Source organism: Flavobacterium sp. (genome assembly GCF_047602195.1).
Lineage (GTDB): Bacteria > Bacteroidota > Bacteroidia > Flavobacteriales > Flavobacteriaceae > Flavobacterium.
Map to the genome: position 1 here is coordinate 1,556,111 of NZ_JASGHW010000004.1, position 24,992 is coordinate 1,581,102.

At 48.0% G+C, this 24,992-nt stretch carries 22 protein-coding genes and 1 pseudogene; 14 read left to right on the top strand and 9 right to left on the bottom strand.

The window, feature by feature from the left end:
- Positions 1–80 precede the first annotated feature (80 nt).
- From QM717_RS13100 to QM717_RS13130, 7 genes are all read left to right on the top strand, one after another.
- Positions 81–986, top strand: a complete 906-nt coding sequence (locus QM717_RS13100) for a TIGR01777 family oxidoreductase (protein ID WP_415037999.1) — start codon at positions 81–83, stop codon at positions 984–986.
- 289 nt (positions 987–1,275) lie between these two features.
- Complete coding sequence (locus QM717_RS13105; protein ID WP_415038001.1) at positions 1,276–1,854, top strand: nucleotide exchange factor GrpE; 579 nt, start codon at positions 1,276–1,278, stop codon at positions 1,852–1,854.
- 18 nt (positions 1,855–1,872) lie between these two features.
- Positions 1,873–2,994 carry a molecular chaperone DnaJ gene (gene dnaJ / locus QM717_RS13110; RefSeq protein WP_415038003.1) on the top strand — a complete coding sequence of 374 codons (1,122 nt, stop codon included), beginning with the start codon at positions 1,873–1,875 and terminating at the stop codon, positions 2,992–2,994.
- A 197-nt stretch (positions 2,995–3,191) separates the two neighbouring features.
- A complete protein-coding gene (locus QM717_RS13115) occupies positions 3,192–4,133 on the top strand; it encodes an ABC transporter ATP-binding protein (RefSeq protein ID WP_415038004.1) in 942 nt (313 codons plus the stop codon).
- 3 nt (positions 4,134–4,136) lie between these two features.
- Positions 4,137–5,438: an ABC transporter permease gene (locus QM717_RS13120; RefSeq protein ID WP_415038006.1), complete on the top strand. Its 1,302-nt coding sequence runs from the start codon at positions 4,137–4,139 to the stop codon at positions 5,436–5,438.
- 219 nt (positions 5,439–5,657) lie between these two features.
- Entirely contained in the window at positions 5,658–6,821 is a 1,164-nt protein-coding gene (locus QM717_RS13125; RefSeq protein ID WP_415038008.1) for a sigma-54-dependent transcriptional regulator, read from the top strand.
- 63 nt (positions 6,822–6,884) lie between these two features.
- Positions 6,885–7,505: a DEAD/DEAH box helicase gene (locus tag QM717_RS13130; RefSeq protein ID WP_415038009.1), complete on the top strand. Its 621-nt coding sequence runs from the start codon at positions 6,885–6,887 to the stop codon at positions 7,503–7,505.
- 2 nt (positions 7,506–7,507) lie between these two features.
- On the opposite strand, the gene QM717_RS13135 is transcribed toward QM717_RS13130, so the two are convergent.
- Complete coding sequence (locus QM717_RS13135) at positions 7,508–8,218, bottom strand: glycosyltransferase family 2 protein (protein ID WP_415038011.1); 711 nt, start codon at positions 8,216–8,218, stop codon at positions 7,508–7,510.
- A gap of 92 nt (positions 8,219–8,310) precedes the next feature.
- Between QM717_RS13135 and QM717_RS13140 the strand changes: the two genes are divergently transcribed.
- The 5 genes and pseudogenes from QM717_RS13140 (at position 8,311) to QM717_RS13160 (ending at position 11,322) form a co-directional block, all read left to right on the top strand.
- On the top strand, positions 8,311–9,144 hold the full coding sequence (locus tag QM717_RS13140) for an alpha/beta hydrolase (RefSeq protein ID WP_415038013.1): 834 nt from the start codon (positions 8,311–8,313) through the stop codon (positions 9,142–9,144).
- Positions 9,141–9,668 (top strand): GNAT family N-acetyltransferase, encoded by a 528-nt coding sequence (locus tag QM717_RS13145; RefSeq protein ID WP_415038015.1) that lies wholly within the window; start codon positions 9,141–9,143, stop codon positions 9,666–9,668. Before QM717_RS13140 ends, QM717_RS13145 begins: the two co-directional genes overlap by 4 nt.
- Positions 9,669–10,244 (top strand): Crp/Fnr family transcriptional regulator, encoded by a 576-nt coding sequence (locus QM717_RS13150; protein WP_415038016.1) that lies wholly within the window; start codon positions 9,669–9,671, stop codon positions 10,242–10,244.
- 336 nt (positions 10,245–10,580) lie between these two features.
- Positions 10,581–10,850, top strand: a pseudogene (locus tag QM717_RS13155) (SDR family NAD(P)-dependent oxidoreductase); the annotation flags it as partial.
- Between the two features lie 31 nt (positions 10,851–10,881).
- Positions 10,882–11,322, top strand: coding sequence for an SDR family oxidoreductase (locus tag QM717_RS13160; RefSeq protein ID WP_415038018.1), 441 nt, complete (start codon positions 10,882–10,884; stop codon positions 11,320–11,322).
- A gap of 53 nt (positions 11,323–11,375) precedes the next feature.
- On the opposite strand, the gene QM717_RS13165 is transcribed toward QM717_RS13160, so the two are convergent.
- Entirely contained in the window at positions 11,376–12,611 is a 1,236-nt protein-coding gene (locus QM717_RS13165) for a hypothetical protein (protein WP_415038019.1), read from the bottom strand.
- A gap of 129 nt (positions 12,612–12,740) precedes the next feature.
- On the bottom strand, positions 12,741–15,983 hold the full coding sequence (locus QM717_RS13170) for a reprolysin-like metallopeptidase (protein WP_415038020.1): 3,243 nt from the start codon (positions 15,981–15,983) through the stop codon (positions 12,741–12,743).
- Positions 15,984–16,132: 149 nt separating this feature from the next.
- Here QM717_RS13170 and QM717_RS13175 point away from each other — a divergent pair, with 149 nt between their 5' ends.
- Positions 16,133–17,767 (top strand): ABC-F family ATP-binding cassette domain-containing protein, encoded by a 1,635-nt coding sequence (locus QM717_RS13175; protein ID WP_415038022.1) that lies wholly within the window; start codon positions 16,133–16,135, stop codon positions 17,765–17,767.
- A 146-nt stretch (positions 17,768–17,913) separates the two neighbouring features.
- Here the strand turns inward: QM717_RS13175 and QM717_RS13180 are convergent, their stop codons facing one another.
- The 5 genes from QM717_RS13180 to QM717_RS13200 form a co-directional block, all read right to left on the bottom strand.
- Positions 17,914–18,663: a hypothetical protein gene (locus tag QM717_RS13180; protein WP_415038023.1), complete on the bottom strand. Its 750-nt coding sequence runs from the start codon at positions 18,661–18,663 to the stop codon at positions 17,914–17,916.
- A gap of 102 nt (positions 18,664–18,765) precedes the next feature.
- Positions 18,766–20,709, bottom strand: coding sequence for a YfbK domain-containing protein (locus QM717_RS13185; protein ID WP_415038024.1), 1,944 nt, complete (start codon positions 20,707–20,709; stop codon positions 18,766–18,768).
- A 29-nt stretch (positions 20,710–20,738) separates the two neighbouring features.
- Positions 20,739–21,707 carry a hypothetical protein gene (locus tag QM717_RS13190; protein ID WP_415038026.1) on the bottom strand — a complete coding sequence of 323 codons (969 nt, stop codon included), beginning with the start codon at positions 21,705–21,707 and terminating at the stop codon, positions 20,739–20,741.
- Between the two features lie 2 nt (positions 21,708–21,709).
- Positions 21,710–22,210, bottom strand: a complete 501-nt coding sequence (locus QM717_RS13195) for an RNA polymerase sigma factor (RefSeq protein ID WP_415040127.1) — start codon at positions 22,208–22,210, stop codon at positions 21,710–21,712.
- A gap of 127 nt (positions 22,211–22,337) precedes the next feature.
- Positions 22,338–23,171 carry a DUF6929 family protein gene (locus QM717_RS13200; protein ID WP_415038028.1) on the bottom strand — a complete coding sequence of 278 codons (834 nt, stop codon included), beginning with the start codon at positions 23,169–23,171 and terminating at the stop codon, positions 22,338–22,340.
- A gap of 265 nt (positions 23,172–23,436) precedes the next feature.
- On the opposite strand from QM717_RS13200, the gene QM717_RS13205 reads away from it, so the two are divergent.
- The gene (locus tag QM717_RS13205; RefSeq protein ID WP_415038030.1) at positions 23,437–24,315 is read left to right on the top strand and encodes a PPK2 family polyphosphate kinase; all 879 of its coding nucleotides are present in this window, start codon (positions 23,437–23,439) and stop codon (positions 24,313–24,315) included.
- 53 nt (positions 24,316–24,368) lie between these two features.
- On the opposite strand, the gene QM717_RS13210 is transcribed toward QM717_RS13205, so the two are convergent.
- Positions 24,369–24,938: a hypothetical protein gene (locus QM717_RS13210; protein ID WP_415038031.1), complete on the bottom strand. Its 570-nt coding sequence runs from the start codon at positions 24,936–24,938 to the stop codon at positions 24,369–24,371.
- Positions 24,939–24,992 lie beyond the last annotated feature (54 nt).

The window sequence follows — 24,992 nt, forward strand, 5'->3', positions numbered from 1 at the left end:
CGGATGCGGGCGTACTTTTGAAAGTAGGGAAAGTCTTCCTTTTCCTTAATCGAAAGAATCAACAACCAAAACGGATGCCCATGAAAATATTGATTACCGGTGCTACGGGAATGATCGGCAGCGAACTGGCTTCGTTGCTGCTGCAAAACGGGCACAGCATCCATTATCTTTCCACTTCCAAAAAAGATTTAAAGAACGAACCCAATTACCAAGGGTTTCACTGGAATCCGCAGCAAGGCGTCATCGATGAGAATTGCATGCTCGGTGTCGATGTGATCGTGCACCTGGCGGGCGCTTCGATTTCCAAACGCTGGACACAGACCTACAAACAGGAAATCATCGAAAGCCGTATCGTATCGGCCAACCTGCTCTACAAATTGCTCAAATGCAACCCGCACCAGGTCAAACATTTTGTTTCTGCCTCGGCCATCGGGATTTACCCTGACAGCCTGACCCAGAATTACACCGAGGACAACAAATCGGTCGATGCTTCTTTCCTTGGCAATGTGGTCGTGAAATGGGAAGAATCGGTTGATAAGTTCAAACTGCTCAATATAAAAGTCTGTAAAATCAGGACCGGACTGGTGCTCTCGGACAAGGGCGGTGCCTTGAAGGAAATGAAAAAACCGATACAAATGGGGCTGGGCTCTCCTTTCGGGAGCGGCAAGCAATGGCAGTCCTGGATTCACATTTCCGATTTGGTCCACCTGTACTATTTTGCCATCTTGAAAGAATGGCAAGGTGTCTACAATGCGGTCGCGCCGAATCCGGTAACCAATGCCGAACTGACCAAAGCCATCGCTACCAAGCTCAATAAACCGTTTTTTATGCCCAACATACCGCAGTTTCTTTTGAAAATAATGCTTGGGGAAATGCACATGCTGTTGTTTGCGAGCCAAAAGGTCAGCAGCCAAAAGGCCATAGACAATGGTTTTGAATTCCGGTACCACCACCTCGAACAAGCCCTGAACGACTTATTGGCATAAAAAAAAGCGCTGTTTCTGACAGCGCTTTTTTTAATTATAAGGTGGTGAATTAATAATATTTTAAAAGCCATTCTGGCCTAACCTTAAGATTTCTTTTTCAGAGAATTTTTCAATTCAGGATAACAAACATAATCAAATAGAAACCGAAACAGTCTTAAAATTCTATTAATTTTTTTGTTAAAACTTGAATCCTCTTTCCACACGGACCTAAAAAATGCAATCAAAAACAGGTGACAATTTGGCATTTTTCCACAAATGGCAATACTTTTGTCATTCGGCAAACCCAACTATGAATTACAAGAATATTTTTAAAAATAAAAGCAAAATGACTACTGAAAATACTGAAAACGAAAAAGAATTAGATGAGGCAACCATCGAAGCCAATGCCAATGGAGAACAGCTCATCGTAGAGGAATTAAGTATTGAGGAGCAATTGAAACAAGACCTCGGCAATGAAAAAGACAAATTCCTGCGTCTTTTTGCCGAGTTTGAAAATTACAAGCGACGTACTGCCAAAGAGCGGATCGATTTGTTCAAGACTGCCAACCAGGAAGTATTACAGTCGATGCTTCCCGTTTTGGACGATTTTGACAGGGCAATGGCAGAAATTACCAAATCGGGCGATGAGGCGCTGGCCAAAGGCGTACAGTTGATCCATGAAAAACTCAAAAACACCTTGACTTCCAAAGGACTCGAAGAAGTAGCCGTTAAAAGCGGCGATGCTTTCGATGCCGATTTTGCAGAGGCCATCACGCAAATTCCCGCCCCGTCCGATGACTTGAAAGGAAAAATCGTCGATGTTCTCGAAAAAGGCTATAAATTAGGCGACAAAATTATCCGTTTCCCTAAAGTGGTCATCGGTCAATAATTCGCATTTGAGAGAGATATGAAAAAAGATTTTTACGAAATACTGGGCGTAGACAAAAGCGCCGATGCACAGGCCATCAAGAAGGCGTATCGCAAAAAGGCACTCGAATTCCATCCCGATAAAAATCCGGGTGACAAGGCAGCCGAGGAAAATTTCAAATTGGCGGCCGAGGCTTACGAAGTGTTGAGCGACCCGGACAAGAAAGCCAAATATGACCAATACGGGCACCAGGCATTCGAGGCGGGCGGTTTCGGCGGCGGTCACCACATGAACATGGACGACATCTTTAGCCAGTTCGGGGACATTTTCGGGAGTGCATTTGGCGGCGGCGGATTTTCAGGATTCGGCGGCGGCGGTGCACGTCAGGCGAGGGCCAAGGGCAGCAACCTGCGCATCAAAGTCAAATTGAATCTCGAGGATATTGCCAACGGCGTCGAGAAAAAAGTAAAAGTAAAACGCAAAGTACAGGCGAAGGGCGTGACCTATAAAACCTGCGCAACCTGTAACGGGCAAGGCCAGGTGATGCGTGTCACCAATACAATTTTGGGCCGGATGCAATCGGCATCGACTTGTCCGACCTGCCACGGTACCGGCCAAATCATCGATAAGAAACCAGCCGAAGCCGATGCGCACGGATTGGTCACTGCCGAAGAAACCGTATCGATCAAAATTCCGGCGGGTGTCGTCGATGGGATGCAACTCAAAGTAGCCAATAAAGGAAACGAAGCGCCCGGAACCAACAGTATTCCCGGCGATTTGATCGTAGCCATAGAAGAAGTCGAACACGAATTCCTCAAGCGCGAAGGTGAAAACCTGCATTACGACCTGTACATCAGTTTCCCCGAGGCGGTGCTCGGGATTTCGAAAGACATCGATGCGGTCAACGGAAAAGTACGCATCAAACTCGAAGAAGGCATCCAATCGGGAAAAATCCTACGACTCAAGGGCAAGGGAATTCCAAGCCTCAACGGATACGGCAGCGGCGACCTTTTGGTGCACGTCAATGTATGGACGCCCAAAAACCTCAATAAAGAACAAAAAGCCTTTTTCGAAAAATCATTGCAAGAGGAAAATTTCGAGCCGCATCCCGAAAAAAGCGACAAATCTTTTTTTGAAAAAGTTAAGGATATGTTTTCATAAATTAAAAAAATATTTTACATTTGAATTGTTACTAGGTAACTAGTAATTTCTTTTTCATAGCAATTTTTCCCATCCTTGTGCAAATAAGGGTGGGTTTTTTTTTGAATCCTTCCCGATGCAAAAAAGTTCCAACAAGTTTGTAACGTTTGTATCCATTGCTGCTCTAAATCCGTACATTTACGCAAACAAAAAAATCAATGAACCACATATTGGAAGTCAGGAAAGTCGTCAAGCAATACGGCGACTACACGGCACTCAACGAAGTTTCACTATCGGTTCCCCAAGGCAGCATCTATGGCCTGCTCGGACCGAACGGCGCGGGAAAAACCTCACTGATCCGCATCATCAACCAAATCACCATGCCCGACAGCGGCGCAATCATCCTCGACGGCGAAGCGTTGCATCCCAAACACGTGCAGCACATCGGCTACCTGCCCGAAGAACGCGGTTTGTACAAATCGATGAAAGTGGGCGAGCAGTGCCTTTATCTGGCGCAACTCAAAGGATTGTCTAAGGAAGAAGCCAAAAAACAACTCGAATTCTGGTTCGACAAACTCGAGATCAAAGGCTGGTGGAACAAGAAAATCCAGGAATTGTCCAAAGGCATGGCACAGAAAATCCAATTCGTCGTGACCGTTTTGCACAAACCCAAACTGCTCATTTTCGATGAACCGTTCTCGGGCTTCGATCCGGTCAACGCCAACCTGATCAAGGACGAAATCCTCGAACTCAAGAAAAATGGCTCAACGATTATTTTCTCGACGCACCGCATGGAAAGCGTCGAGGAATTGTGCGACGACATCGCCTTGATCCACCAATCGAACAAACTCATCGAGGGCAAGCTCAATGACGTCAAGCGCCAGTTCCGCACCAACAGTTTCGAAGTCGGCATCCTGACGGCCAATGTCGAAGGTTTGATGTACGACCTCACGCAGAAATTTACCGTCGCGCAGACGCATTTCAAATCGCTCAACGACGAACTCAAACTCGAAATCCAGATCGGCAATGCCACGCCAAACGATTTGCTCAACATCCTGACCCAACGCGGACAGGTCACGCATTTCATGGAAAAAATCCCAACGGCCAACGATATTTTCATCCAAACCGTCACGTCGAACAATTACAACCCCAACGCCTAAGCCATGAGTGTGCTATCCCTAATCATCAAGAGAGAATTCATCGCGAAAGTCCGCAACAAATCGTTCATCGTGATGACGTTTTTGAGCCCGTTGCTGTTTGTCGGCATCGGTGCCTTTGTCATGTATTTGAGCAACCTCAAGGCCGATGTCAAGCAGATCGCGATCCACGACGAATCCAAAATGTTCGCGCACGAATTCAAGAATTCCGACGAATACCATTACGCCGACCTGAGCTCGGTCGATATGAAAATCCTGCGCGACAGCATCACGAGCGGTTATTACGAAGGCGTGTTGTTCATCCCCAAATCAGCCGATCCGAAAGCGCTCGAAAAGCAAATCCAATACATTTCCGACGACAGCCCGAGCCTGTCCTTCTTGCGTTCGCTCGAAAACACCATCGCCGAAAAACTGACCAAAACCAATCTCGAACTCGCCAAACTCGACACCGTTGCGTTTGAAAAAGCCAAAGCCAACGTCAGCATCAGCCTGTCCAAATCCTCGGGCGAGCAAAGTGTCAAGGGCTTCAACGAACTCAAGATTGTCATCGGTTGTTGTTTCGGTTATCTCATTATGATGTTCATCATCATCTACGGCAACATGGTCATGCGCAGCGTGATCGAAGAAAAAACCAACCGCATCATCGAGATCATCATTTCGTCGGTCAAACCGTTCCAACTCATGATGGGTAAAATCATCGGCACTTCGCTCGCGGGCGTGTTGCAGTTCATCATCTGGGCCATCATCGGTTTCTCGTTATTGTTTGTCGGCACCGCGATTTTCGGACCGAGTGCCACGCAAAGCGCCAATGTTTCGCCCGAAATGATGCAGGCCGCCCAACAAAGCATCGGCGATTTTCCTGTACTGATTGCGCAGATCAAAGAACTGCCTTACATCCTGATGCCGGTTTGTTTCGTGATCTTTTTCGTCGGCGGGTATTTTCTGTACAGCTCATTTTATGCGGCCATCGGCGCCGCGGTCGACAACGAAACCGATTCACAGCAATTCCTGTTGCCGATCATCATGCCGCTGATCCTCGCCGTTTACATCGGGATTTTCACCGTCATGAACGATCCCCACGGAACCGTCGCCACGGTGTTTTCATTCGTGCCGCTGACCTCGCCGATCGTCATGCTCATGCGCATCCCGTTTGGCGTGCCGATATGGCAAATTGTGCTGTCGATCCTGATTTTGTTCGGGACATTTATGGGCGTGGTTTGGTTTGCGGCCAAGATTTACCGCGTCGGCATCCTGATGTATGGGAAAAAACCGAGTTGGAAGGAAATTTTCAAGTGGGTGAAATATTAAAAGTGTTGATGCTTTTAGTTTTTTAGGAGCCGGGAACCTGCTGTCCGCTGTATCTTTTACGGCCATGAAAATATCTACCTGAAGCCCACAGGGCTTCCTCCTCTTAATATCAAATGGACGCAAAAGGATGCCGCTCCCATCAGGGCTAGAAAAAATCCGTATCTTTAGAACTTCCCGGTTAAACGATTACACGGTTCAACAATTAAACAAAAAATCCGAATGCCCAGAATACTGATCATCGAAGACGAAGCCGCCATTCGCCGCGTGCTCACCAAAATACTATCCGAAGAAAGCGACAGCTATATTGTCGAGGACGCCGAAGACGGCATCTCGGGTTTCGAAAAAATCAAGACCACCGATTACGACCTCGTGTTGTGCGACATCAAGATGCCCAAAATGGACGGCGTCGAACTGCTCGAGGCGGTCAAGAAAATCAAACCCGAAATCCCGATGGTCATGATCTCGGGCCACGGCGATATGGAAACGGCCATCCAGACCATGCGGCTCGGTGCGTTCGATTACATCTCGAAACCACCCGATTTGAATCGTTTGCTCAACACGGTGCGCAACGCGCTCGACAAAAAACAGCTCGTCGTCGAAAACAAAATCCTCAAGAAGAAAGTCAGCAAGAACTATGAGATGATCGGCGAAAGCGCCGCGATCAACCACATCAAGGAAATCATCGAAAAGGTCGCCAAAACCGATGCGCGCGTGCTCGTCACCGGCCCAAACGGAACCGGAAAAGAACTCGTCGCGCACTGGCTGCACGAAAAAAGCGAACGCGCCAACGCGCCGCTGATCGAAGTCAACTGCGCCGCGATTCCATCTGAACTCATCGAAAGCGAATTGTTTGGGCATGTCAAAGGGGCATTTACCTCGGCCGTCAAGGACCGCGCAGGCAAGTTCGAGGCCGCAGACAAGGGTACGATTTTCCTGGATGAAATTGGTGACATGAGTTTGTCGGCACAGGCCAAGGTATTGCGCGCCTTGCAGGAAAACAAGATCTCGCGCGTGGGTGATGAAAAGGAAATCAAGGTCGACGTACGCGTCGTGGCCGCAACCAACAAAGACCTCAAGCTAGAGATCGCCGAAGGCCGCTTCCGTGAGGATTTGTACCACCGTTTGGCCGTCATCTTAGTGAAAGTTCCGGCTTTGAACGACCGTCGCGACGACATTCCATTGCTCATTGAGCATTTTGCCGTCAAGATTGCCGAGGAACAGGGCACGGCTCCCAAGACGTTTTCGGCGGCGGCGATCCAATTGCTGCAGGAATACGATTGGACTGGCAACATCCGCGAATTGCGCAATGTCGTCGAGCGATTGATTATTCTGGGCGGCAATGAGATTTCGGAGAATGATGTAAAATTGTTTGCAAGTAAATAAAAATAACCACGAATTCACGAATAAAGAAAAACTGATTCGTGAATTCGCGGCCAATCAAAAGCTATGAACCTCAAAAAAATAAACCCCAACCTTCAAAAAGCACTCGCCGAGAACGACCTCGTCGAGCCCAACGAAATACAGCAAGCGACCTGGTCATCGATCAAAAGCGGCGCCGATTGTGTCGTGATTTCACCGGGAAGTTCGGGCAAGACGACCACGATTGTCCTGAACGTCATCCAGAAAATGGAAAAGGCGTTAGGGGAAAGTACGCGTGCCTTGGTCATGGTGGCCGACAAGGAAAAAATGAACGAAATGGTCGCGATGTTCCGCACACTGGGCAATTACACCAATTTGCGTGTGTTTGGCGTACATGAAAAAGGCGACATCGATTACGACAAAAACCACATTTCGCTCGGTTTGGATGTGCTGATCGGAACGCCAACGATCATCAATACCTTGTTTTCGACGGCAGGCTTCAATATGAATACCATCAGGATGTTTGTCGTGGACGATGCCGATGTATTGTTCAAAAACCGCCAGGATGCGGCCGTTTCACGTTTGTCGGAAAGCGCCGAAAAAACCCAGCGTTTGTTTTTCGCTTCGGAAGTCACCGAAAAAATAGAGATGATGGCCGACAAGATCATGATCGAGCCATTGTTTTTTGAACCCGAGGACGAAGAATAAAATTAAAATCCGTAACGGAAAATGCAGTAAATGGCTTTGAATCCGTCGCGCCAGCTAATTTTCTTGCCATCCTCGAACGTACGCCCGTAATAGCTGATGCCCACTTCATACAACCGGATGCCTTTGATCTTGGCAATCTTGGCCGTGACTTCGGGCTCAAAACCAAAACGGTTTTCCTTGAATTGAATTCCCTTGATGATGTCGGTACGGAACATCTTGTAGCAGGTTTCCATATCGGTCAGGTTAAAGTTGTTCATCATGTTGCTCAGGAACGTCAGGAATTTATTGCCCACCGTGTGCCAGAAAAACAGGATACGGTGCGCGTTGCCACCCATGAAACGGCTGCCATAGACTACATCGGCATGGCCGTCGAGAATCGGTTTCAAAAGCAGATTGTATTCTTCGGGGTCGTATTCGAGGTCGGCGTCCTGAATGACCAATACTTCGCCCGTGGCTTCCTTGATGCCGGTATGCAAGGCCGCGCCTTTTCCTTTGTTTTTGGGATGTTGCAATACGCGCAAATCCATTTCGGGATGGCTGTCCTTGTAGGCGAGCAATCGGGTGTAGGTTTGGTCGCGCGAACAATCGTCTACGATGATGACTTCTTTGGTCAAATCGCCGATCAGTTGGACATTCCGGACTTTATCCAAAATCAAATGAATGGTTTTTTCTTCGTCGAAGGCCGGAATGATGATGGACAATTTGGAAATCATGCGCAAATAAATGTGGTTGCAAACATATAAAATTTCTGCATAGCAAGCCGATACCGGATTTGATTTATATTTACGAATCCAAACCATTTTGTATGCGCGCTTTAAGATTTGTATTGGTTTCTCTCGGAATTTTTTTCGGCATTGTGTATGTGTTGTTTCTGGCGTATGCCTATTTCAACCAGGAATCGATGATCTTTTTCCCATCCAAATTGAACAAGGATTATCCTTTTCATTTTGAACAACCTTTCGAGGAAATGACGATTGTTGCTCCAGATAATACCAAACTCAACGGATTGCTTTTCACGACGCCCCATTCCAAAGGACTCGTTTTTTACCTCCACGGCAATGCCGGCGCACTCGACACTTGGGGCGACATCGCACCGATTTACACCGGTTTGGGGTACGACATTTTCATCCTCGATTACCGCGGTTTTGGCAAAAGCGACGGCACCATCGAAAGCGAAAAGCAATTTTTCGCAGATGTTTCCGCCGCCTACCGCCAACTGACCCGCCGTTATCCCGAAAACCAGACCATCGTCATCGGGTATTCGATCGGAAGCGGACTGGCGGCCTATCTGGCTTCGCAAAACCATCCTGCAACACTCATTTTGCAGGCGCCGTATTACAGCCTGACCGAATTGGCCGATACGCGCATTCCGTTCATTCCCGATTTTCTTAAGAAGTACCATTTCGAAACGCATGAATTTATCCAAAAAGCAAAATGTCCGATTTACATTTTCCACGGTGATGCCGACCAGGTGATTGCTTATGATAATTCGGTCCGGCTCCGTAAATTATTGAAACCGGGCGACCGATTTTTGACGCTCAAAGGCCAGCCGCACCAAAGCGTCAACGATAATCCCGAATTCCAATCGGAATTGAAGATTATTTTGGATACATTAGCGTTGCAAAAAACAACACCATGAAAACCAGTATAGAATCGCAGCGTTTGCTTTTCCGCGAACTGTTGCCATCCGACGCCGAAGCGATGTTCGAACTCGACGCCGATCCCGAAGTGGTCAAATATGTCGGCGTTCCTCCGCTGACACACATCGACCAGACGCGAAATGTCATCGAAATGATCCGCAAGCAATACCAGGAACACGGCATCGGACGTTGGGCCGTCCTTTTAAAGGAAACCGGTGAATTTATCGGCTGGGCCGGACTCAAATACATCGCCGAGCTTAACGACCGGAAGGACAATTACGACCTCGGTTACCGCTTCCTGACCAGGCATTGGGGCAAAGGCTATGGCACCGAGTCGGCCAAGACGTTCCTCGATTTTGGCTTCAACGAAATGAAACTCGACCGCATCAGCGCCTATGTCGATATGGAAAACACGGCCTCGGTCAAAGTACTCGAAAAATGCGGGCTGCAATTTACCAATACCTTTATGGACGAGGGCGATTTGTGCGGCTGGTACGAAATCTACAACCCGAATTCAAAATAAGTGGAATCCTTCATCGACTATCTGCGCCGCCATTTCGAGCTGTCCGAACAGGACGCCGAATTGTTCCGCTCGGTCAGCCGCACCAAGAAATTACGCCGCAAACAATACCTCGTGCAGGAAGGCGACGTCTGGCGGTACAATGCGTTTGTGCTCAAGGGATTGTTGCGCACCTATTCGGTCGACGACAAAGGGCAGGAGCACTACATCCAGTTTTCACCCGAAGACTGGTGGGCCGGCGACCGCGAAAGCTACATCTACGAAACCCCCGCCAAATACAACGTCGACGCTTACGAAGACTCCGAAGTACTGCTCATTTCCAAACCCGATATGGAAATGCTGCACGCCGAGGTTCCGGCCTTCAACCACTTCATGCGCAATCTGCTCGAGCGCAGTTTCATCGCATTGCGCAACCGCGTGCAGTCGAATATTTCATTCACGGCTGAGGAAAAATACCGCGACTTCCTCAGGATTTACCCCGATCTGGCCAACCGATTGCCGCAGCACATGATCGCGGCCTACATCGGCATCACGGCTGAAACCTTGAGCCGCGTGCGCCATCATATTTCTAAGAAGTAGTTGGGCGTTGCGCTGCGCGCCGGGCTTTACACTGCAATCTTTACGGCTCCGCTGCGCTCCGCCGCAAAGGATTTTCGTTTCAATCCCTAACGCAATACGCGTTTAATCGGTAAATCGTTGAATTGTTTAATCGAATCGTGAATGGAGGTTTCGGTTCAAAGGTTCAACAAATCAACCATTGAGATTCAATTCCCATTTTCATTGACAAATGTCAAGACTTTTTTCTGCCATTTGTCAATGCTTTCACCCTTGCTGTTGACGCAACTTTGTCAAAGAAAATCACCGTAAAAAACAAACGTGATTTCTGAGAAAGTTTAATCCTAAAAAAATAAAATCATGTCAACATTATCCAACAAAGTAGCATTAGTCACAGGAGGAAGCCGCGGAATAGGCGCGGGAATCGTTAAAAGATTGGCCGCCGATGGCGCAGATGTCGCATTCACTTATGTATCGGGCACCGAAAAAGCCAACGCGCTCGTAGCCGAAATCGAAAAAATCGGCAGGAAAGCCATCGCGATCCAGGCCGACAGCGCCGATGCGGCAGCAGTTGAAGCTGCGGTCGAAAAAACCGTCGCCGCTTTAGGAAAGCTCGACATCCTGGTCAACAGCGCCGGGGTTTTGGTACTCGGTGCGCCCGATGCCATTTCGCTCGAAAGATTTCGACAAAACCATCAATGTCAACGTTCGAGCGGCATTCGTGGCCATCAAGGCCGCGGCCAAACATTTAACCAAGGGCGGACGCATCATCAACATCGGCAGCATCAACGCCGACAGCATGCCGTTCCAGGGCGGTGGCGTTTACGCCATGAGCAAGGCGGCGATTCAAGGCATGACCCGTGGATTTGCGCGGGATTTTGGTCCGCTGGGCATTACGATCAACAACATCCAGCCTGGTCCGGTCAACACCGACATGAACCCAGAGACCGGTGAATTTGCCGATTACCTCAAAAACTTCCTGTCGGTGGGTCGTTACGGCCAAGTGGAAGAAATTGCTGGGTTGGCGGCTTATTTGGCTGGACCTGAAGCAGGTTACATCAACGGAGCAAGCCTGAACATCGACGGCGGTTTTACCAGCTAATTTCTTTTTGAAATCCAAACAAAAAAGCTACCCGGTCAGGTAGCTTTTTGTTTTTAGAACAGTTCATAACTTGCAATCAGGCCGATGGTTTTGTAACTGCCCGAATAGACCTTTTCGACGGTGAATTTCTTGGGCAGGCTGAACGAAGCGGCCAGCGCGAATTTTTTGTAATTGTAGCCCAGTCCCAAAGCGCAAGAGCCGCCCGCATCAATCTTGTCAAAAGTTACTGGATTTTGGTTTTTGTTGTAAATGATTTCGGTACCGTTATACACGTTCACGACATAAGCCGCATCCACGAAAATTTTAGAAGCGTCATTGATGTAAAAATAACGTCTTACACCAAGCGGAATCTCAATCAAATTGAATTGGGTTGAAACGGTATTGCTGGTCGGATCGCCGAAAAGACCATAGGTGTTGAATTGGGCATCGGCTTCGAACTTTGAATACATTGGATTGACGAAAACCCGCCAAATGTTTTTGTTGAAGGGCAACGTATATTCTACTTCAACCCCGACTTTATAGCTTATTTTGCTGTCTGTATTAAAATCCCCGGCGGGTTGCTGGTCGTATTTTAGGTGTGGGATTTCCATTTCAAAAGAGCCCGATGTTACCCCGGCAACCACTTTAAACGCAAAAGGTTTTGCGGTTGACTTGCGCTCGAATTTTTTGACGGCCGTATTGCTTGTGCTGTTGTATTTCTCAAAAAGTTTGATCAATGCCGACTTCTCGTACTTGATCTTTTTCAAATCATTTTCGGAAATGTTGTCGCCTTTGAGCGCGTTCAAAAGTTGCTGGCGGAACTGGTTGTTCTCTGCCGCTTCTCCCGTTTCGGTCAGGTATCTGATGTAGACCAATTGTGTGATGGGTTGGTCTTTTTTGTCAAAGAAAAATTTGGTTAGCAAGCCATCGGTGTATTGGTATAAATTGGCTTCTCCTTCAATCAGGACATTGAGAAACAATACTTCGTCTTTAAAATTGGGCGCTTTGTTTTTGGTTAGTTTATTGGTATTGGTATGCGATTTTTCAATCTTCACATTGAACCTTTTGTATTTTGAAATATTGTCGATGCCAAATTCGGTCACATTATTTTTCGTTTCCGTCCTCGCTTCTGTATCTTCAAGCTGAAGTTTGTACATGAAATCGGTTGGGTTGTTCTTCCAATCCATGTTCTTGATGTAGCATTCGGTTCGCTTTCCGCTATTGTCTATGAAATAACCTTTTTCAAAAGTGATTTGTGCTTGGCAAAATGAAAAAGCCATCAGCAGGACAAGGGATAAAATGTGTTTCATGTGGGTTTGATGTTTTGTTTTGGTTGCCAAATATAGAGGATTCGGAAACAATTCAATTACAGTTTTTCTGTAAATAATCATAAAAAAAGCTACCAGTTACAGTAGCTTCTTTCATAACGTTTTAGAACCTTATCGAATTATGAATTTCTTTACGGTTTTGGCATTTCCGCTCTGCAATTCCATCAGATACATTCCGGATGCGGCGTCAATCGTAATCGTTTCATTTAATTCCCCGCCATGGAGCACAGGTTTTTTGTCGAAAATCTTTCGTCCACGTAGGTCATAAATGTTGATTTGATAGTCACTGCCATTGGCTTTGTTGAGTTGCACGGTAAAACTTCCGTTGTTTGGATTCGGATGCAAGACAAAGTCGGTTTGCATGTTGTTTTCCTTGACCGATAATGCCGGTTGGATGCTGCACAAATTGAGGCTCCAGGAATTGATGAAGCCACCGTCTTCTGGAAATTCATCAAAGACTTCGAGTGTCCAGGTGCCGCTGCTGTTTTCGCCCATGAGCGTTCCCAATGGCGTTTCGGGCTTGACGGTTCCCGAAATCACGGGTGTGCCGTTGCAATTCAATGGCACGCCGTTGTCGGAAAATGTCGCGTCAATATCATCGTTATCGCCACATTCATGGCTCACGAGCATGATTTCGGTCCCGGCAGGGCTGATCAGTTTCACGGCGATATCGGTCACCCAGGTATGTGAAATGTTTAAGGCAATAGTGGCTTGTTCTATGGAGAATGAATCGGCGATTTCCAGTGTGGAACTTACGGTGGCCACATCGTCGGCAGGGATTGCAACCGGAACATTCGTGGCCTCATAATCGTTGCAGACCAGTTGGCCGGTCGTGAATTGCGAAGTAGGGCTGAAGTTTCCGCCACAGGCCGCATTTTTGGGTTTCACACGCCAAAAATAAAGCGTCGCTTCCTCAAGCCCCGTTACCGTATAAGTGTTGGACGGCGTTTCTGCCGAAGCGATGATATTGGTAAAAGCAACGTCGGTCGCGACTTCGACGTCATAGGCCGATGCAATCGGATCGGCATTCCATTCCAATGTCGGGTTCATGCCTACGCCAACGGCAGCATCCGCGGGTGAATTCAAGGCCAGCGTCGAAAAATTCGTATCGAGCAGGTCCAGATACACGGTCACCACTTTGCTGGTGCTTCCCGAAACCGCGGTGAACACCAAGGTGTAAAAACCAACGGGTGAATTGAGCGTGTTTGCAATGGTCATTTGTATGATTCCGTTGCTGCTGGTCGAATTCGGTGAAAACTGCGCAGTCGCATCGGCAGGCAATCCCGTAACCGAGAAATTGGTCGTGTCGCTAAAACCGTTCAGGGTCGAATAATCGAAACTAAAAACAGCATTCGAACCTTTACAGATGCTGGCATTTTGGCTGCCGTTTACACCGACGAGAAAAGTCGGTGCCGCTGCGGCAGCAATCGTAAAATTCTGGTTCGATACATCGTAGAAAATATTGTTGTGGCCGCGCACCATGATGCGGTTGGCGGTCCCGGGCGTATTGGGCACGGTAATAAATTCGCTGCCATCGTTGGGGACATTTTCTGCCAGAACTGTATTGAAACTCAAGCCGGCGTTGGTGGAAAGCAAAATATCGACATAAGGCGTATTGACGCCATTTGCGGTCGTACCGGCCACATTCCAGGTAACATTTTGGTTCGATGCCGCTGGCCAGTTTACGGCAGTGTTTGGAGAAACAATGCTAAACGGCCCGGCCGTATCGGAAACAGTCACTTTCATGAAATCGGTCACCGATTCGCCGCCGTTGGTGTTGTTGTCGCGTACGGTAAAGGCAAAATTGTATTCGCGTCCTACGTTCGAAATCACTTCCCAGGTCGGTGCGAGGTTGTTGTTGAGCACATCGGCCAATCTCGGCAGATAGCGCACCGGGACATCGGTAATGACCTGCGGTTTGAAATTCGGTCCTTCGGTGGCCGAGGCCAAGGGCGGTTGCGTCGTGATTTGTTTGTCGTATTGTTCCCAGGTATAGGTCAATGCATCGTTATCGGCATCGGTGGCAGAACCGGTCAGGATGAAAGCCGTCCCTTTCGGAATCGTATAATCGATACCGGCACTGATGACCGGGGGCGTATTGTTGTTATTGGTCAAGGCCGCACAACTGCCGCCATTTCCATTGATCGTATTTCTGATCTGGGCAATGCTGCCCGCAAAGAACTGCGCATCCGAATTGCTCTGGATGTTCGGGTCGCAAATGCCCGCATAAGCCATGATCGAACTGCCACTGCCGGGCTCATACGACCAATTGCTGTCACGGTTGCCGCCGCATTCGTTGTTGAACGTGTGCGCCGCACCAAACTGGTGGCCCATTTCATGCGCGACATAATCGATGTCGAATGGATCGCCGACTGGTGAACCCAAACCGGTTGCCCCGAAAGCCTTTCCGCCTTCCGAGCAGGGTTGGCCGCCGCCAAGACCGCCGCCCGAAGTGCCCACGCCGTGCCCGAAATCATAATTGGCCGTGCCGATGACTTCGTCGAGCGTTTGCTGGGTTTCGTTGATCAGTGCGCCCACATCGTCGTTGGTCAGGTCATCGGTATCGATAAAAATGACCTGGTCCTCATTCGGGATCAATTGCAGGAAAACCGATAGGTCGCGCTCGAACATCGAATTGACGCGCGTCACGGTCACGGTCACCGCAGCCAAAACGGCCGCTTTCCTTTCTTCCAAAGTACCGAATTCGAGTCCGGCTTCCTCGATGTGAAATTGCGAAAATTCTACCGTAGTCACGATTCCCGTACGGTAAGTTCGGTAAGCGCCATTGTCCTGCGGTTGCGCCTGAATGTCCTCGATGTGCAAGGCAGGTTCGATATCGGCGGTATGGCATTGAAAAGTGCGGTTTGTGGTCAATCCTTCGCGCAGGTAACTCACATAATAGTTGCCGTCTTTCGAATACGGATCGATATACGAAGTGCCATTGTTGGCGGCCAGGGTCATCGCATGCAATCCAAACAATGTCACGCTGAAGCGGATCACCGACGATCGGTTCTCGATGCCTTGCCCGACATACGATTCATTGCCCGGAAAGCGTGCCGCCAAATCGGGATGCATCACCGGGGCTTTGTAAATGCGGAAATGTTGCATTTTTCCACTGCCGTCGGGAAACGGCAGAATGAGGTTTGAATTTTGCCCGCGCATCGGTGCAGTTTGCAACGCGAGTTGGAAAGCGTTTCGGTCGAGTCTGTAGAAATCCTGTGTTTTCGGAAACGAACTGCGGTCTTTTTTGCCCGATGCCGAAGCTTCCGATTCTTCGACTTTCTGCCAGATTTGCTGAGAAAAACTTGGTAGAAAGGCCACGAAAGCCAATAGCGTGAGTAGTTGTTTTTTCATTAGGTAGTTAGTTAGGTTGAAGCAATAAATATACTGTTTTATTACAAAAAGCGATTACCGCATCCGATTAATTCGCTGAAAATATTCCGATTAAGAAATTGGCGCGGTGCGGTTTTCAGACTATCTTTGCCGCTTCTTAAAAGTACAGCATGATTACAGTCAATGATATTTCCGTGCAATTTGGCGGAACAACCCTTTTCAGCGAAGTCTCTTTCGCAATCAACGAAAACGATAAAATCGCCCTCATGGGAAAAAACGGCGCCGGGAAATCGACGTTGTTGAAGATTATCGCAGGAGCGAACAAGCCGTCAAGCGGAAACATTTCGGCCCCGAAAGAAGCCGTGATCGCTTATTTGCCGCAGCATTTGCTCACGCAGGACGACGCGACCGTTTTTGAGGAAACGTCCAAGGCTTTTGCCGAGATTTTCCAGATGAAGGCCGAGATCGATTCACTCAATGAACAGCTCACCACACGCACCGATTATGAAAGCGACGATTACATGAAACTGATCGAACGCGTTTCGGAATTGTCCGAGAAATTCTATTCGATCGAGGAAGTCAATTACGAAGCCGAGGTAGAAAAGGTACTCAAGGGATTGGGTTTCGAACGCGAAGATTTTACGCGTCCGACTTCTGAATTCTCGGGCGGCTGGCGCATGCGCATCGAACTCGCGAAAATCCTTTTGAAGAAACCCGATTTGATTTTGCTCGATGAGCCGACGAACCACATGGACATCGAATCGATCCAATGGCTCGAAGACTTTTTGATCAATTCGGCCAAGGCCGTGATGGTCATTTCGCACGACCGCGCGTTTGTAGACAACATCACCAACCGTACGATCGACGTGACGATGGGGCGCATCTACGACTACAAGGCCAAATATTCGCATTACCTCGAACTGCGCAAGGACCGCCGCGCGCACCAACAGAAAGCCTACGAGGAACAACAGAAAATGATAGCCGAAACCACCGAATTCATCGAGCGTTTCAAAGGAACCTATTCCAAAACCTTGCAGGTACAATCGCGCGTCAAGATGCTCGAGAAGCTCGAATTGGTCGAAGTCGATGAAGTCGATACTTCGGCATTGCGTCTCAAATTTCCACCTTCGCCACGAAGCGGCCAATATCCGGTCGTGGTTTCCGATATGTCGAAATCCTATGGCGACCACGTCGTATTCAAGGACGCCAACATGGTCATCGAACGCGGACAGAAAGTTGCGCTCGTCGGCAAGAACGGCGAAGGAAAATCGACGATGATCAAGGCCATCATGAAAGAATTCGCCCCCGATTCAGGGAAAGTTGAAATCGGCCACAACGCCATGATTGGTTATTTCGCACAGAACCAGGCGTCGCTTTTGGACGAAAACCTGACCGTTTTTGAAACCATCGATACGATTGCCGTGGGCGACATCCGTACGCAGATCAAGAATTTGCTCGGTGCGTTCATGTTCTCGGGCGACGATACGACCAAGAAAGTCAAGGTGCTTTCGGGCGGCGAGAAAACCCGTTTGGCGATGATCAAACTGTTGCTCGAACCGGTCAACGTCTTGATTCTCGATGAGCCGACGAACCACCTCGATATGAAAACCAAGGACATCATCAAGGACGCGCTCAATGACTTCGACGGCACGCTTATTTTGGTGTCGCACGACCGTGATTTCCTCGACGGATTGGCGCAGAAAGTGTTCGAATTTGGCAGCAAGCGCGTCAAGGAACATTTTGAGGACATCAAAGGTTTCCTCGCGCACAAGAAGATGGAGAGTTTGCGCGAGATTGAAAAGTAATTTTTAGGAGCCGGCCCCGAAGTGTCGGGATGTTTCCGCTTTTATCTTTTGCCCTGCGGACAAAAGGATAACCGCTGCACACGGGCGCAGCGAACTGGCCAAGCAATCAGGGCTAGGGCTTTTGGTAAAAAATAAAAACAGCGTCTTTAGGGCGCTGTTCGTTTTTTGTCATCAAATTCCAATCGGCTTTTTACTTTCGCATCATCGGTCATTTCGAGGCTTTTTTTGCTTGAGATTGAATGCGAGACTTTGCTGCGTATTTTTTCACCATAGACGGTAGCGGGTGTCCATTTTTCCATCATCGCAAACAAGCGTTCGATTTCGGCTTGTGCTTCGGGATTTACTTTTTTGGTGAAAGTAAGATTCGAGACCGATCCGTCGGCTTCTACCACAAAAGTGAAATAAGCCGTCCAATAGGAATGCTTCGTGTCTTTGATATTGTTGCACCAAAAGCTCCGCCAACCGTCATTATCCCCAGGAAATTGCGCAGATTTGTAATACCGGCCGAAGACCAATCCGCTGTCGAGCTTGGGTTGGATTTCGGTTAGATATTTGTCCGAATTTTTGAAAGCAACCAAGGCTTCTGCCTGAATCCGATCTTCGATGCCCGGGCCAAATTTCGCAAACACTTTGTCACGCATGGTTTGCACATAACAGTCCGATTCGGGCGAAACCATACAGGAGGACAAGGTCATTTTGATGTTGTATTTTTGTTGGGCATAGGCCACCAGAAACGGATCGAAATCTGGATCGACAATCTGCCCGAGCGTTTGCAGCGTATACTTTTGGTTGTTGAAATCTTCGTTGGCGCGTTGTGCGCCTTTTTTACAAGAAGCCTGGTTTTGTGTCCAACCGACATTCGAAATCAACAGTATGAAAACCAGTAGTTTGTTCATGACTTGGATTTTGGTAAATATAGTAAACAATACGAAAACCAAAAGGCACAGAATGGCCCGTGCCTTTTATCAACTAACTTAACTAATTCAACTTCTTTTTCATTAATTCATGCCGATGATCTTTTTGGCTTCGCCGTCGATGAGGCGAATGAATTCGGCTTTGTAGCCATCGGTATCGTTGGCCAATCCGGATTGGGCGAGTTTTTTGATGTCGCTTGAGGATTTGTTTCCAATCAGTTTCGAATCGCGCAACTTGAGTCCGAACCACGCCACCGCGGCGCTGAATTTAAAATCGGCCGAGGCGTTTGGCAAAGATTCCGTACGGTTGGCAATCACGTTGACCATCTCCACACTTTTGTCGCCATCGGGTTTTTTGTAACGGAATTTGACCGTGGCGAGTTCGTCGTTGTACACACTTCCTGTAGTTTCGGTCTTGGTGTATTTCAGCGTCGGGGTCGATTCAAGGAATTCGCTTTTGACGCCTACCGGAATAATCTCGTACAAGGCAGTTACGGTGTGTCCGCTGCCCAATTCGCCCGCGTCGATTTTGTCATTCGTGAAATCTTCGGGGCGCAATTTGCGGTTTTCGTAACCGATCAAGCGATAGGCGGCTACTTGTTTCGGATTGAACTCAATCTGGATCTTGACATCTTTGGCAATGGCAAACATCGATCCCTTGAATTCTTTTCCGAGGAAACGATTGGCCTCTTGGATGTTGTCGATATAGGCATAGTTGCCGTTGCCTTTGTCGGCCAGGATTTCCATCTTGCTGTCCTTGTAATTGCCCATGCCGTAACCCAGACAGGTCAGGAATACGCCGGTTTTTCTTTTCTCCTCGATTAGTTTTTCCATGTCTGAATTCGATGAACTACCGACGTTGAAATCGCCATCGGTGGCCAAAATCACGCGGTTGTTGCCTTCCTTGATGAAGTTTTCCTGCGCGACTTTATACGCCAACTGGATGCCCGCACCACCGGCTGTACTTCCTCCGGCGTTGAGGTTTTCAAGCGCATCGATGATGGTTTGCTTTTCGGCACCGGAAGTCGGCGGTAAGACCAATCCGGCGGCACCGGCATAAACGACAATCGCCACTTTGTCCTGCGGACGCAATTCGTTGACCAGGATTTTCATCGATTGTTTGAGCAAAGGCAGTTTGTTGTCGTCGCTCATCGAACCCGACACATCGATCAGGAACACCAGGTTGGAGGCGGGCAGATGGTCCATCGGGATGTTTTTACCTTGCAAACCGATGCGCAGCAATTGGTGCTTGGCGTTCCAGGGCGACTGGCTGTATTCGGTGTTGATCGAGAACGGATGCGCGTCTTTGGGCTGCGGATATTGGTATTTGAAGAAATTGACCATTTCCTCGACGCGCACGGCATCTTTCGGGACTTCCTGTCCGTTGTTGATGAAACGGCGGATGTTGGTGTACGACGCATTGTCCACATCAATCGAAAAGGTCGAAAGCGGCGCATTCTTGGGTGCCTCGAATGGGTTTTCGATGAACGAACCATAATCTTCCGTATTGGGATCGATGGATTTGAAAGTGCCATTATACATTGGGACTACATGTTCTTCATCTTTCTCCAAATAGATTCGGGCAGGAGCCGCTTGCAAATATTCTTTTCCTTTTCGCGCATCATCGGCTTTGGCGACAGCATAGCCAAGCGATTTTTTTTCACGCTTGATGCCATTGGCCGTGACAACAATTTCGCTAAGTTCCTGCGTATCGGCCTCGAATGCCACATTGATGACATTGGCATTTCCTACCTTGACTTCTTTGTCCTTGAACCCGACAAAACGAAATTGCAGGATGTCGCCTTTGCGCGCTTTGATGGTGTATTTCCCGTTCAAATCGGTTTGTGTGGCTTTGGTGGTTCCTTTGACGGAAACATTTACGGTGGGCATCGGCAACCCGCTTTCGGTTACGGTTCCGGTAATGGTCTTTTCGGCATGGACCGAAGCCACAATGGCCTTTACGCTCGTGAAGGAGGCGAAAAGTACAAGCATGGCGATGCCTGATGAAAAAATTTTGAGCTTTTTCATGGGTGAATGATTTTAAAGGTTAATGGATGTTACTTCGCTTTTTCGGCTGAAGTCTTGGCGCTTTTGGCTGCAGGTTTCCGGTTTTTGGTCGTGATCACGACAACGCCTTTTTCCCCTCTTTTCCCGTAATTGGCGATGGCCTTTTCGCCTTGGAGAATAGAGATGGTTTCAATTTCCTGCTGGTTCAGTGGCGCGTACGGACTCGTTGGATTGGGGCCAAACAATTCATCTTCCGAATAATAATGGCCATTGATGATGTACAAAGGCTCTTTCAGGACCACAATTTCCTTGGAATCGTCGGGATCGATTTTGGCGATGCCTTCGGAAACGGTATTGATTTCAAGGGCTTCCTTGCCCGTAATGGCTTTGCCGTCTAGAACTACCAATGGCGCTTGGCTGTTCCCGATCACTTGGGCTTGTTCCTTCTTGTCTTCGGATTTGGCTGCAGGGGGCACGACATCATAGGTGCCCTTTACGCTGATGGCTTCGAAAGCGTGTCCTTTCTGGAAACGGTCTTTTCTGGGGCTCGATACATTGGCTTTTTTGCTTTTGAGCATCATGTCTTCGGTTTCGGGTTCCTGGAAATCGCTGTCGGCTTCACGGGCCACGATTTCCTCGGCAACGGCCACCTGTGGTTTTGCGAGTTGCTCCTTGAGGATTGCGGGCGCTTCTTCTTTGATGATTGGGTTTTGGGTTTCTTTGTCTTTGGCAGGCGATTCAGAAATGGTTTCTGCTGCTTTTGTTTTTCCCGAGACCACCTCGTTTTTAGGAAGAACGATCTGTGGTTCGGGTTTGAGGAATTGGTACGTCAAGGTGACAAACAACAATACCGAAGCGGCGATGGCCAATTTTTTCCATTGGTTGTGTTGTTTGGTCAATACCTTTTTGTCGAGTTTTTCTTCTACGCGCGACCAGACCTTTTCCATCGAGGGAAATTCGGCTTCCTGGTTCAGCGAAGCGTTTTTGATTTTTTCAAATATCTTATCTTGATTGTCCATGATTATCTCGCTTTTTGATAGTACAACTGGTTGACCAGTTCTTTGAGCTTTGTTTTGGCAACGTTGAGTTGCGATTTGGAAGTGCCTTCTGAAATGTTGAGCATGTCGGCGATGTCTTTATGGCCGTAACCCTCAATGACGAAAAGATTAAAAATGGTGCGGCATCCAGCCGGGATGAAGTTGAGCAGGTTGAGTAAATCTTCCTCCTCCAAATGCGTGGCCGCTTCCGTGACAGGCTGTACGCTGAGTTTGGCATCATCGAGGTACATGTTAAAGTTAACATTTTTCCGGATGGTGAGCAAACATTGGTTGACCGTAATCCTTCTGGCCCAGGCTTCGAAAGCGCCAATTTCCTTGAGTTGGTCCAGTTTGGTGAAGATCGTGTAAAAGGCATCGGCCATGGCTTCCTCAATATCTTCTTCTTTCTTGAGGTAACGCTTGCAGGTGCGGTACAGCTTGGGTGCCATTTGCTCATACACTTCGCGCTGCGCATCACGGTGCATCTTTCTACAGGCAATTATGAGATTTTCGTTGATCACGTTGGGTGTGTTTAAATGCTAAGAGACGCATCGAATCAAAAAGGTTGGAATGGCGTTGAAAAAAGTTAAAATGCAATTATTGATACCGCAACTATTTTTGGAGCGTCAATTTGTAAATCCCCGATTCAAGCCGATCCGTGTCGTTGTCCTCGCAGAGCAGGAACTGAATCTGTTTTTTGGAATCGGAGAAAAGCGCAAGTCCTTCGAATTTATTTTTTTCGGAAATGATTTGGGTTTTCCGGAGCTTCATTTTTTTGAGGTCGATGTAACCGATCAGGCTGCCCAGGATGTCGCCGTCGAGGTAAGTCGATTGTGTATTTTCGGCGGCGGCCAGAAACCAAAGGGCATCACCAACAATCACCGCATCGGTGAAACTGGCTTGTACGCCTTTGATTTTGGGCAATTCGTATTCGTTGTAGACCATCGTAAAATCGCCTTCGAGGTTTTTCGCGTTGACCGAAAAAATCCCGTTTTTGCCATTGGCCCCATTGCCGCGTTGGAAGAAATACCATGAATCGGGCGTGTAAACAACCCCTTCGATATTGAAATCTTCGGGCGCAATCTGAGCGAAACTTTGCATCGACAAGTACAAATTGGTTAAATCGGTCGTCGCTGTGGTTTTTTTGGTCTGTCGGTCGAGCGTGACCATTTTGTTGCGGTTTTCGGTCGAGCCCGAGCCGAACACGTACACGTTTTGGTCGTCGAAAGTGATGGCTTCAAAATCGGGTTTTTCCTTTTTGGGAATGTTCGCTTTGGGATGTTCGATCAGTGCGTGGTGGTTGAGGCTTTGATCGTCCATCTGGTATTCGTACAGGAAACCGCTGTTGTCGCCGATGAGCAACAAGGTGTTGTCTTTGTAGGTAAGCCCCGATGCGGAGCCGATGCCGATGATATTGAATAAGAGTTCGAGTGTGAATGGGTTCATATGTGAGAGATTAAAGAGCCAAGAACCAAGAGTCAAGACTCAAAATGTTGTTTGGACAGGTTTAGCCCGGATTGCTTCGCCAGTTCGCTGCGCTCGTGTGCAGCGGAAATCCTTTTATTGCTCAAGATAATTTGAGATTTCTCCCTGCGGTCGAAATGACAAACGCACTGGGAATCATGTCCAAAGTTAAAGCAATAAAAGATTGCAGCGGATAGCGGGAAACAGCTCCTAAAATTACTTATATTTACTGTAAAACCGAAACAATATGGATACCATTCGTCCCGAAGATTATCGCGTGAGCCAACCGATAACACTTTCCCAAAAATCAACGCTTCCACATTTCACCGCCGATGAAGATGCTATTGAACAAGAACTGACTGAACTCAGTGAGAAAATCGCCAAGATCCAGGAAAAAATGTACGCCTATAACAAATACAGCGTACTGATTTGTCTGCAGGGCATGGATACTTCGGGCAAGGACAGCCTGATCCGCGAAGTGTTCAAGGAATTCAATGTGCGCGGTGTGGTCGTGCACAGTTTCAAGACACCCAATTCGACCGAACTCGAACACGATTATTTGTGGCGGCATTATTTGGCGTTGCCCGAAAAGGGAAAGTTTGCGATTTTCAACCGCACGCATTATGAAAATGTCTTGGTGACGCGGGTGCATCCGGAGTATATTTTGGGCGAGAATTTGCCCGGAATCGATTCGGTGCAGGACATCAAGCCGTCGTTTTGGGAAAACCGATTCGAGCAAATCAGAAACTTTGAAAAACACATTGTCCAGAACGGAACGATTGTCCTTAAATTCTTCCTGCACTTGAGCAAAGAGGAGCAAAGGCAACGTTTACTGCGCCGATTGGAAGAAGAAAAACACAACTGGAAATTTTCACCCGGTGATTTGAAGGAACGCGAACATTGGAACACGTACCAGAAATATTACGAAGAAGCCATCAATAAATCCTCTGTCGAAAATGCGCCCTGGTTTGTGATTCCGGCCGATGACAAATCTGCTTCGCGTTACCTATTCGCCAAAATCCTGCACCAGGAACTCAAGAAATACACCGAGATCGACGAACCCGAGCTCGATGATAAAGTCAAGGCCAACATCGCATCGTATAAAGAACAACTCGAAAAAGAATAAAAAAAGCCCGACTCAAAAGTCGGGCAAAGGGTTTTGGTCTAGTGCTGTATGGCTTATAGTCGGAATCCGTAGGCGAGGCGCAAGGCCACTTGTCCGGATTCAAATTCAGTATAGTGTTCGTAACGCAAACTCAAGTCGAGGTATTTGTTGGCCCAACCGATTCCCGGTGACAGGATCACTTGGGTGTCTTCTTCGAACGGGCTGTTTTTGCTGACGGTAAATCCGGCACCGGCCTCGGCCAATCCGTAGAATTGGTCTTCCCAGAAGAAGGCTTTGAATCCGGCTTTGACTGGAATCATTCCAACATCGCAATAGTCGGTAAACGGAATGTTCTTGATGTCATCTTCGAGGAAAAAATGGTTGTAACCCGTAGTCAATGTGATCGAGAGTCTTTTCGATAAGTCGTATTGTAACCGAACGTCACCGCCCAAAGCGAGCCCGTTAAAGATGTCGGCATTGCCAAATGTTTCGCTCGGGTTGAACATATAACCCGCGTTGAGCCCGAATCCGAGGCGCCATCCCTGGTCATAGTTTTTTTGATCGGTAGTGGCCTGCGCGCTGGCCAGGCCGGCCGAGAATAAAGCAACCAATAAAAAGGCTTTGATTTTTGCTGTAGTTTCCATGATAATTTGATTTAAGATTAGTGAGATTGGTAGGACATAATTGCGTTGAATGGG

Coding starts and splice junctions, on each gene's coding strand:
- QM717_RS13100 (WP_415037999.1), top strand. CDS start 81: ATGAAAATATTGATTACCGGTGCTACGGGAATGATCGGCAGCGAACTG.
- QM717_RS13105 (WP_415038001.1), top strand. CDS start 1,276: ATGAATTACAAGAATATTTTTAAAAATAAAAGCAAAATGACTACTGAA.
- dnaJ (WP_415038003.1), top strand. CDS start 1,873: ATGAAAAAAGATTTTTACGAAATACTGGGCGTAGACAAAAGCGCCGAT.
- QM717_RS13115 (WP_415038004.1), top strand. CDS start 3,192: ATGAACCACATATTGGAAGTCAGGAAAGTCGTCAAGCAATACGGCGAC.
- QM717_RS13120 (WP_415038006.1), top strand. CDS start 4,137: ATGAGTGTGCTATCCCTAATCATCAAGAGAGAATTCATCGCGAAAGTC.
- QM717_RS13125 (WP_415038008.1), top strand. CDS start 5,658: ATGCCCAGAATACTGATCATCGAAGACGAAGCCGCCATTCGCCGCGTG.
- QM717_RS13130 (WP_415038009.1), top strand. CDS start 6,885: ATGAACCTCAAAAAAATAAACCCCAACCTTCAAAAAGCACTCGCCGAG.
- QM717_RS13135 (WP_415038011.1), bottom strand. CDS start 8,218: ATGATTTCCAAATTGTCCATCATCATTCCGGCCTTCGACGAAGAAAAA.
- QM717_RS13140 (WP_415038013.1), top strand. CDS start 8,311: ATGCGCGCTTTAAGATTTGTATTGGTTTCTCTCGGAATTTTTTTCGGC.
- QM717_RS13145 (WP_415038015.1), top strand. CDS start 9,141: ATGAAAACCAGTATAGAATCGCAGCGTTTGCTTTTCCGCGAACTGTTG.
- QM717_RS13160 (WP_415038018.1), top strand. CDS start 10,882: ATGCCATTTCGCTCGAAAGATTTCGACAAAACCATCAATGTCAACGTT.
- QM717_RS13165 (WP_415038019.1), bottom strand. CDS start 12,611: ATGAAACACATTTTATCCCTTGTCCTGCTGATGGCTTTTTCATTTTGC.
- QM717_RS13170 (WP_415038020.1), bottom strand. CDS start 15,983: ATGAAAAAACAACTACTCACGCTATTGGCTTTCGTGGCCTTTCTACCA.
- QM717_RS13175 (WP_415038022.1), top strand. CDS start 16,133: ATGATTACAGTCAATGATATTTCCGTGCAATTTGGCGGAACAACCCTT.
- QM717_RS13180 (WP_415038023.1), bottom strand. CDS start 18,663: ATGAACAAACTACTGGTTTTCATACTGTTGATTTCGAATGTCGGTTGG.
- QM717_RS13185 (WP_415038024.1), bottom strand. CDS start 20,709: ATGAAAAAGCTCAAAATTTTTTCATCAGGCATCGCCATGCTTGTACTT.
- QM717_RS13190 (WP_415038026.1), bottom strand. CDS start 21,707: ATGGACAATCAAGATAAGATATTTGAAAAAATCAAAAACGCTTCGCTG.
- QM717_RS13195 (WP_415040127.1), bottom strand. CDS start 22,210: ATGCACCGTGATGCGCAGCGCGAAGTGTATGAGCAAATGGCACCCAAG.
- QM717_RS13200 (WP_415038028.1), bottom strand. CDS start 23,171: ATGAACCCATTCACACTCGAACTCTTATTCAATATCATCGGCATCGGC.
- QM717_RS13205 (WP_415038030.1), top strand. CDS start 23,437: ATGGATACCATTCGTCCCGAAGATTATCGCGTGAGCCAACCGATAACA.
- QM717_RS13210 (WP_415038031.1), bottom strand. CDS start 24,938: ATGGAAACTACAGCAAAAATCAAAGCCTTTTTATTGGTTGCTTTATTC.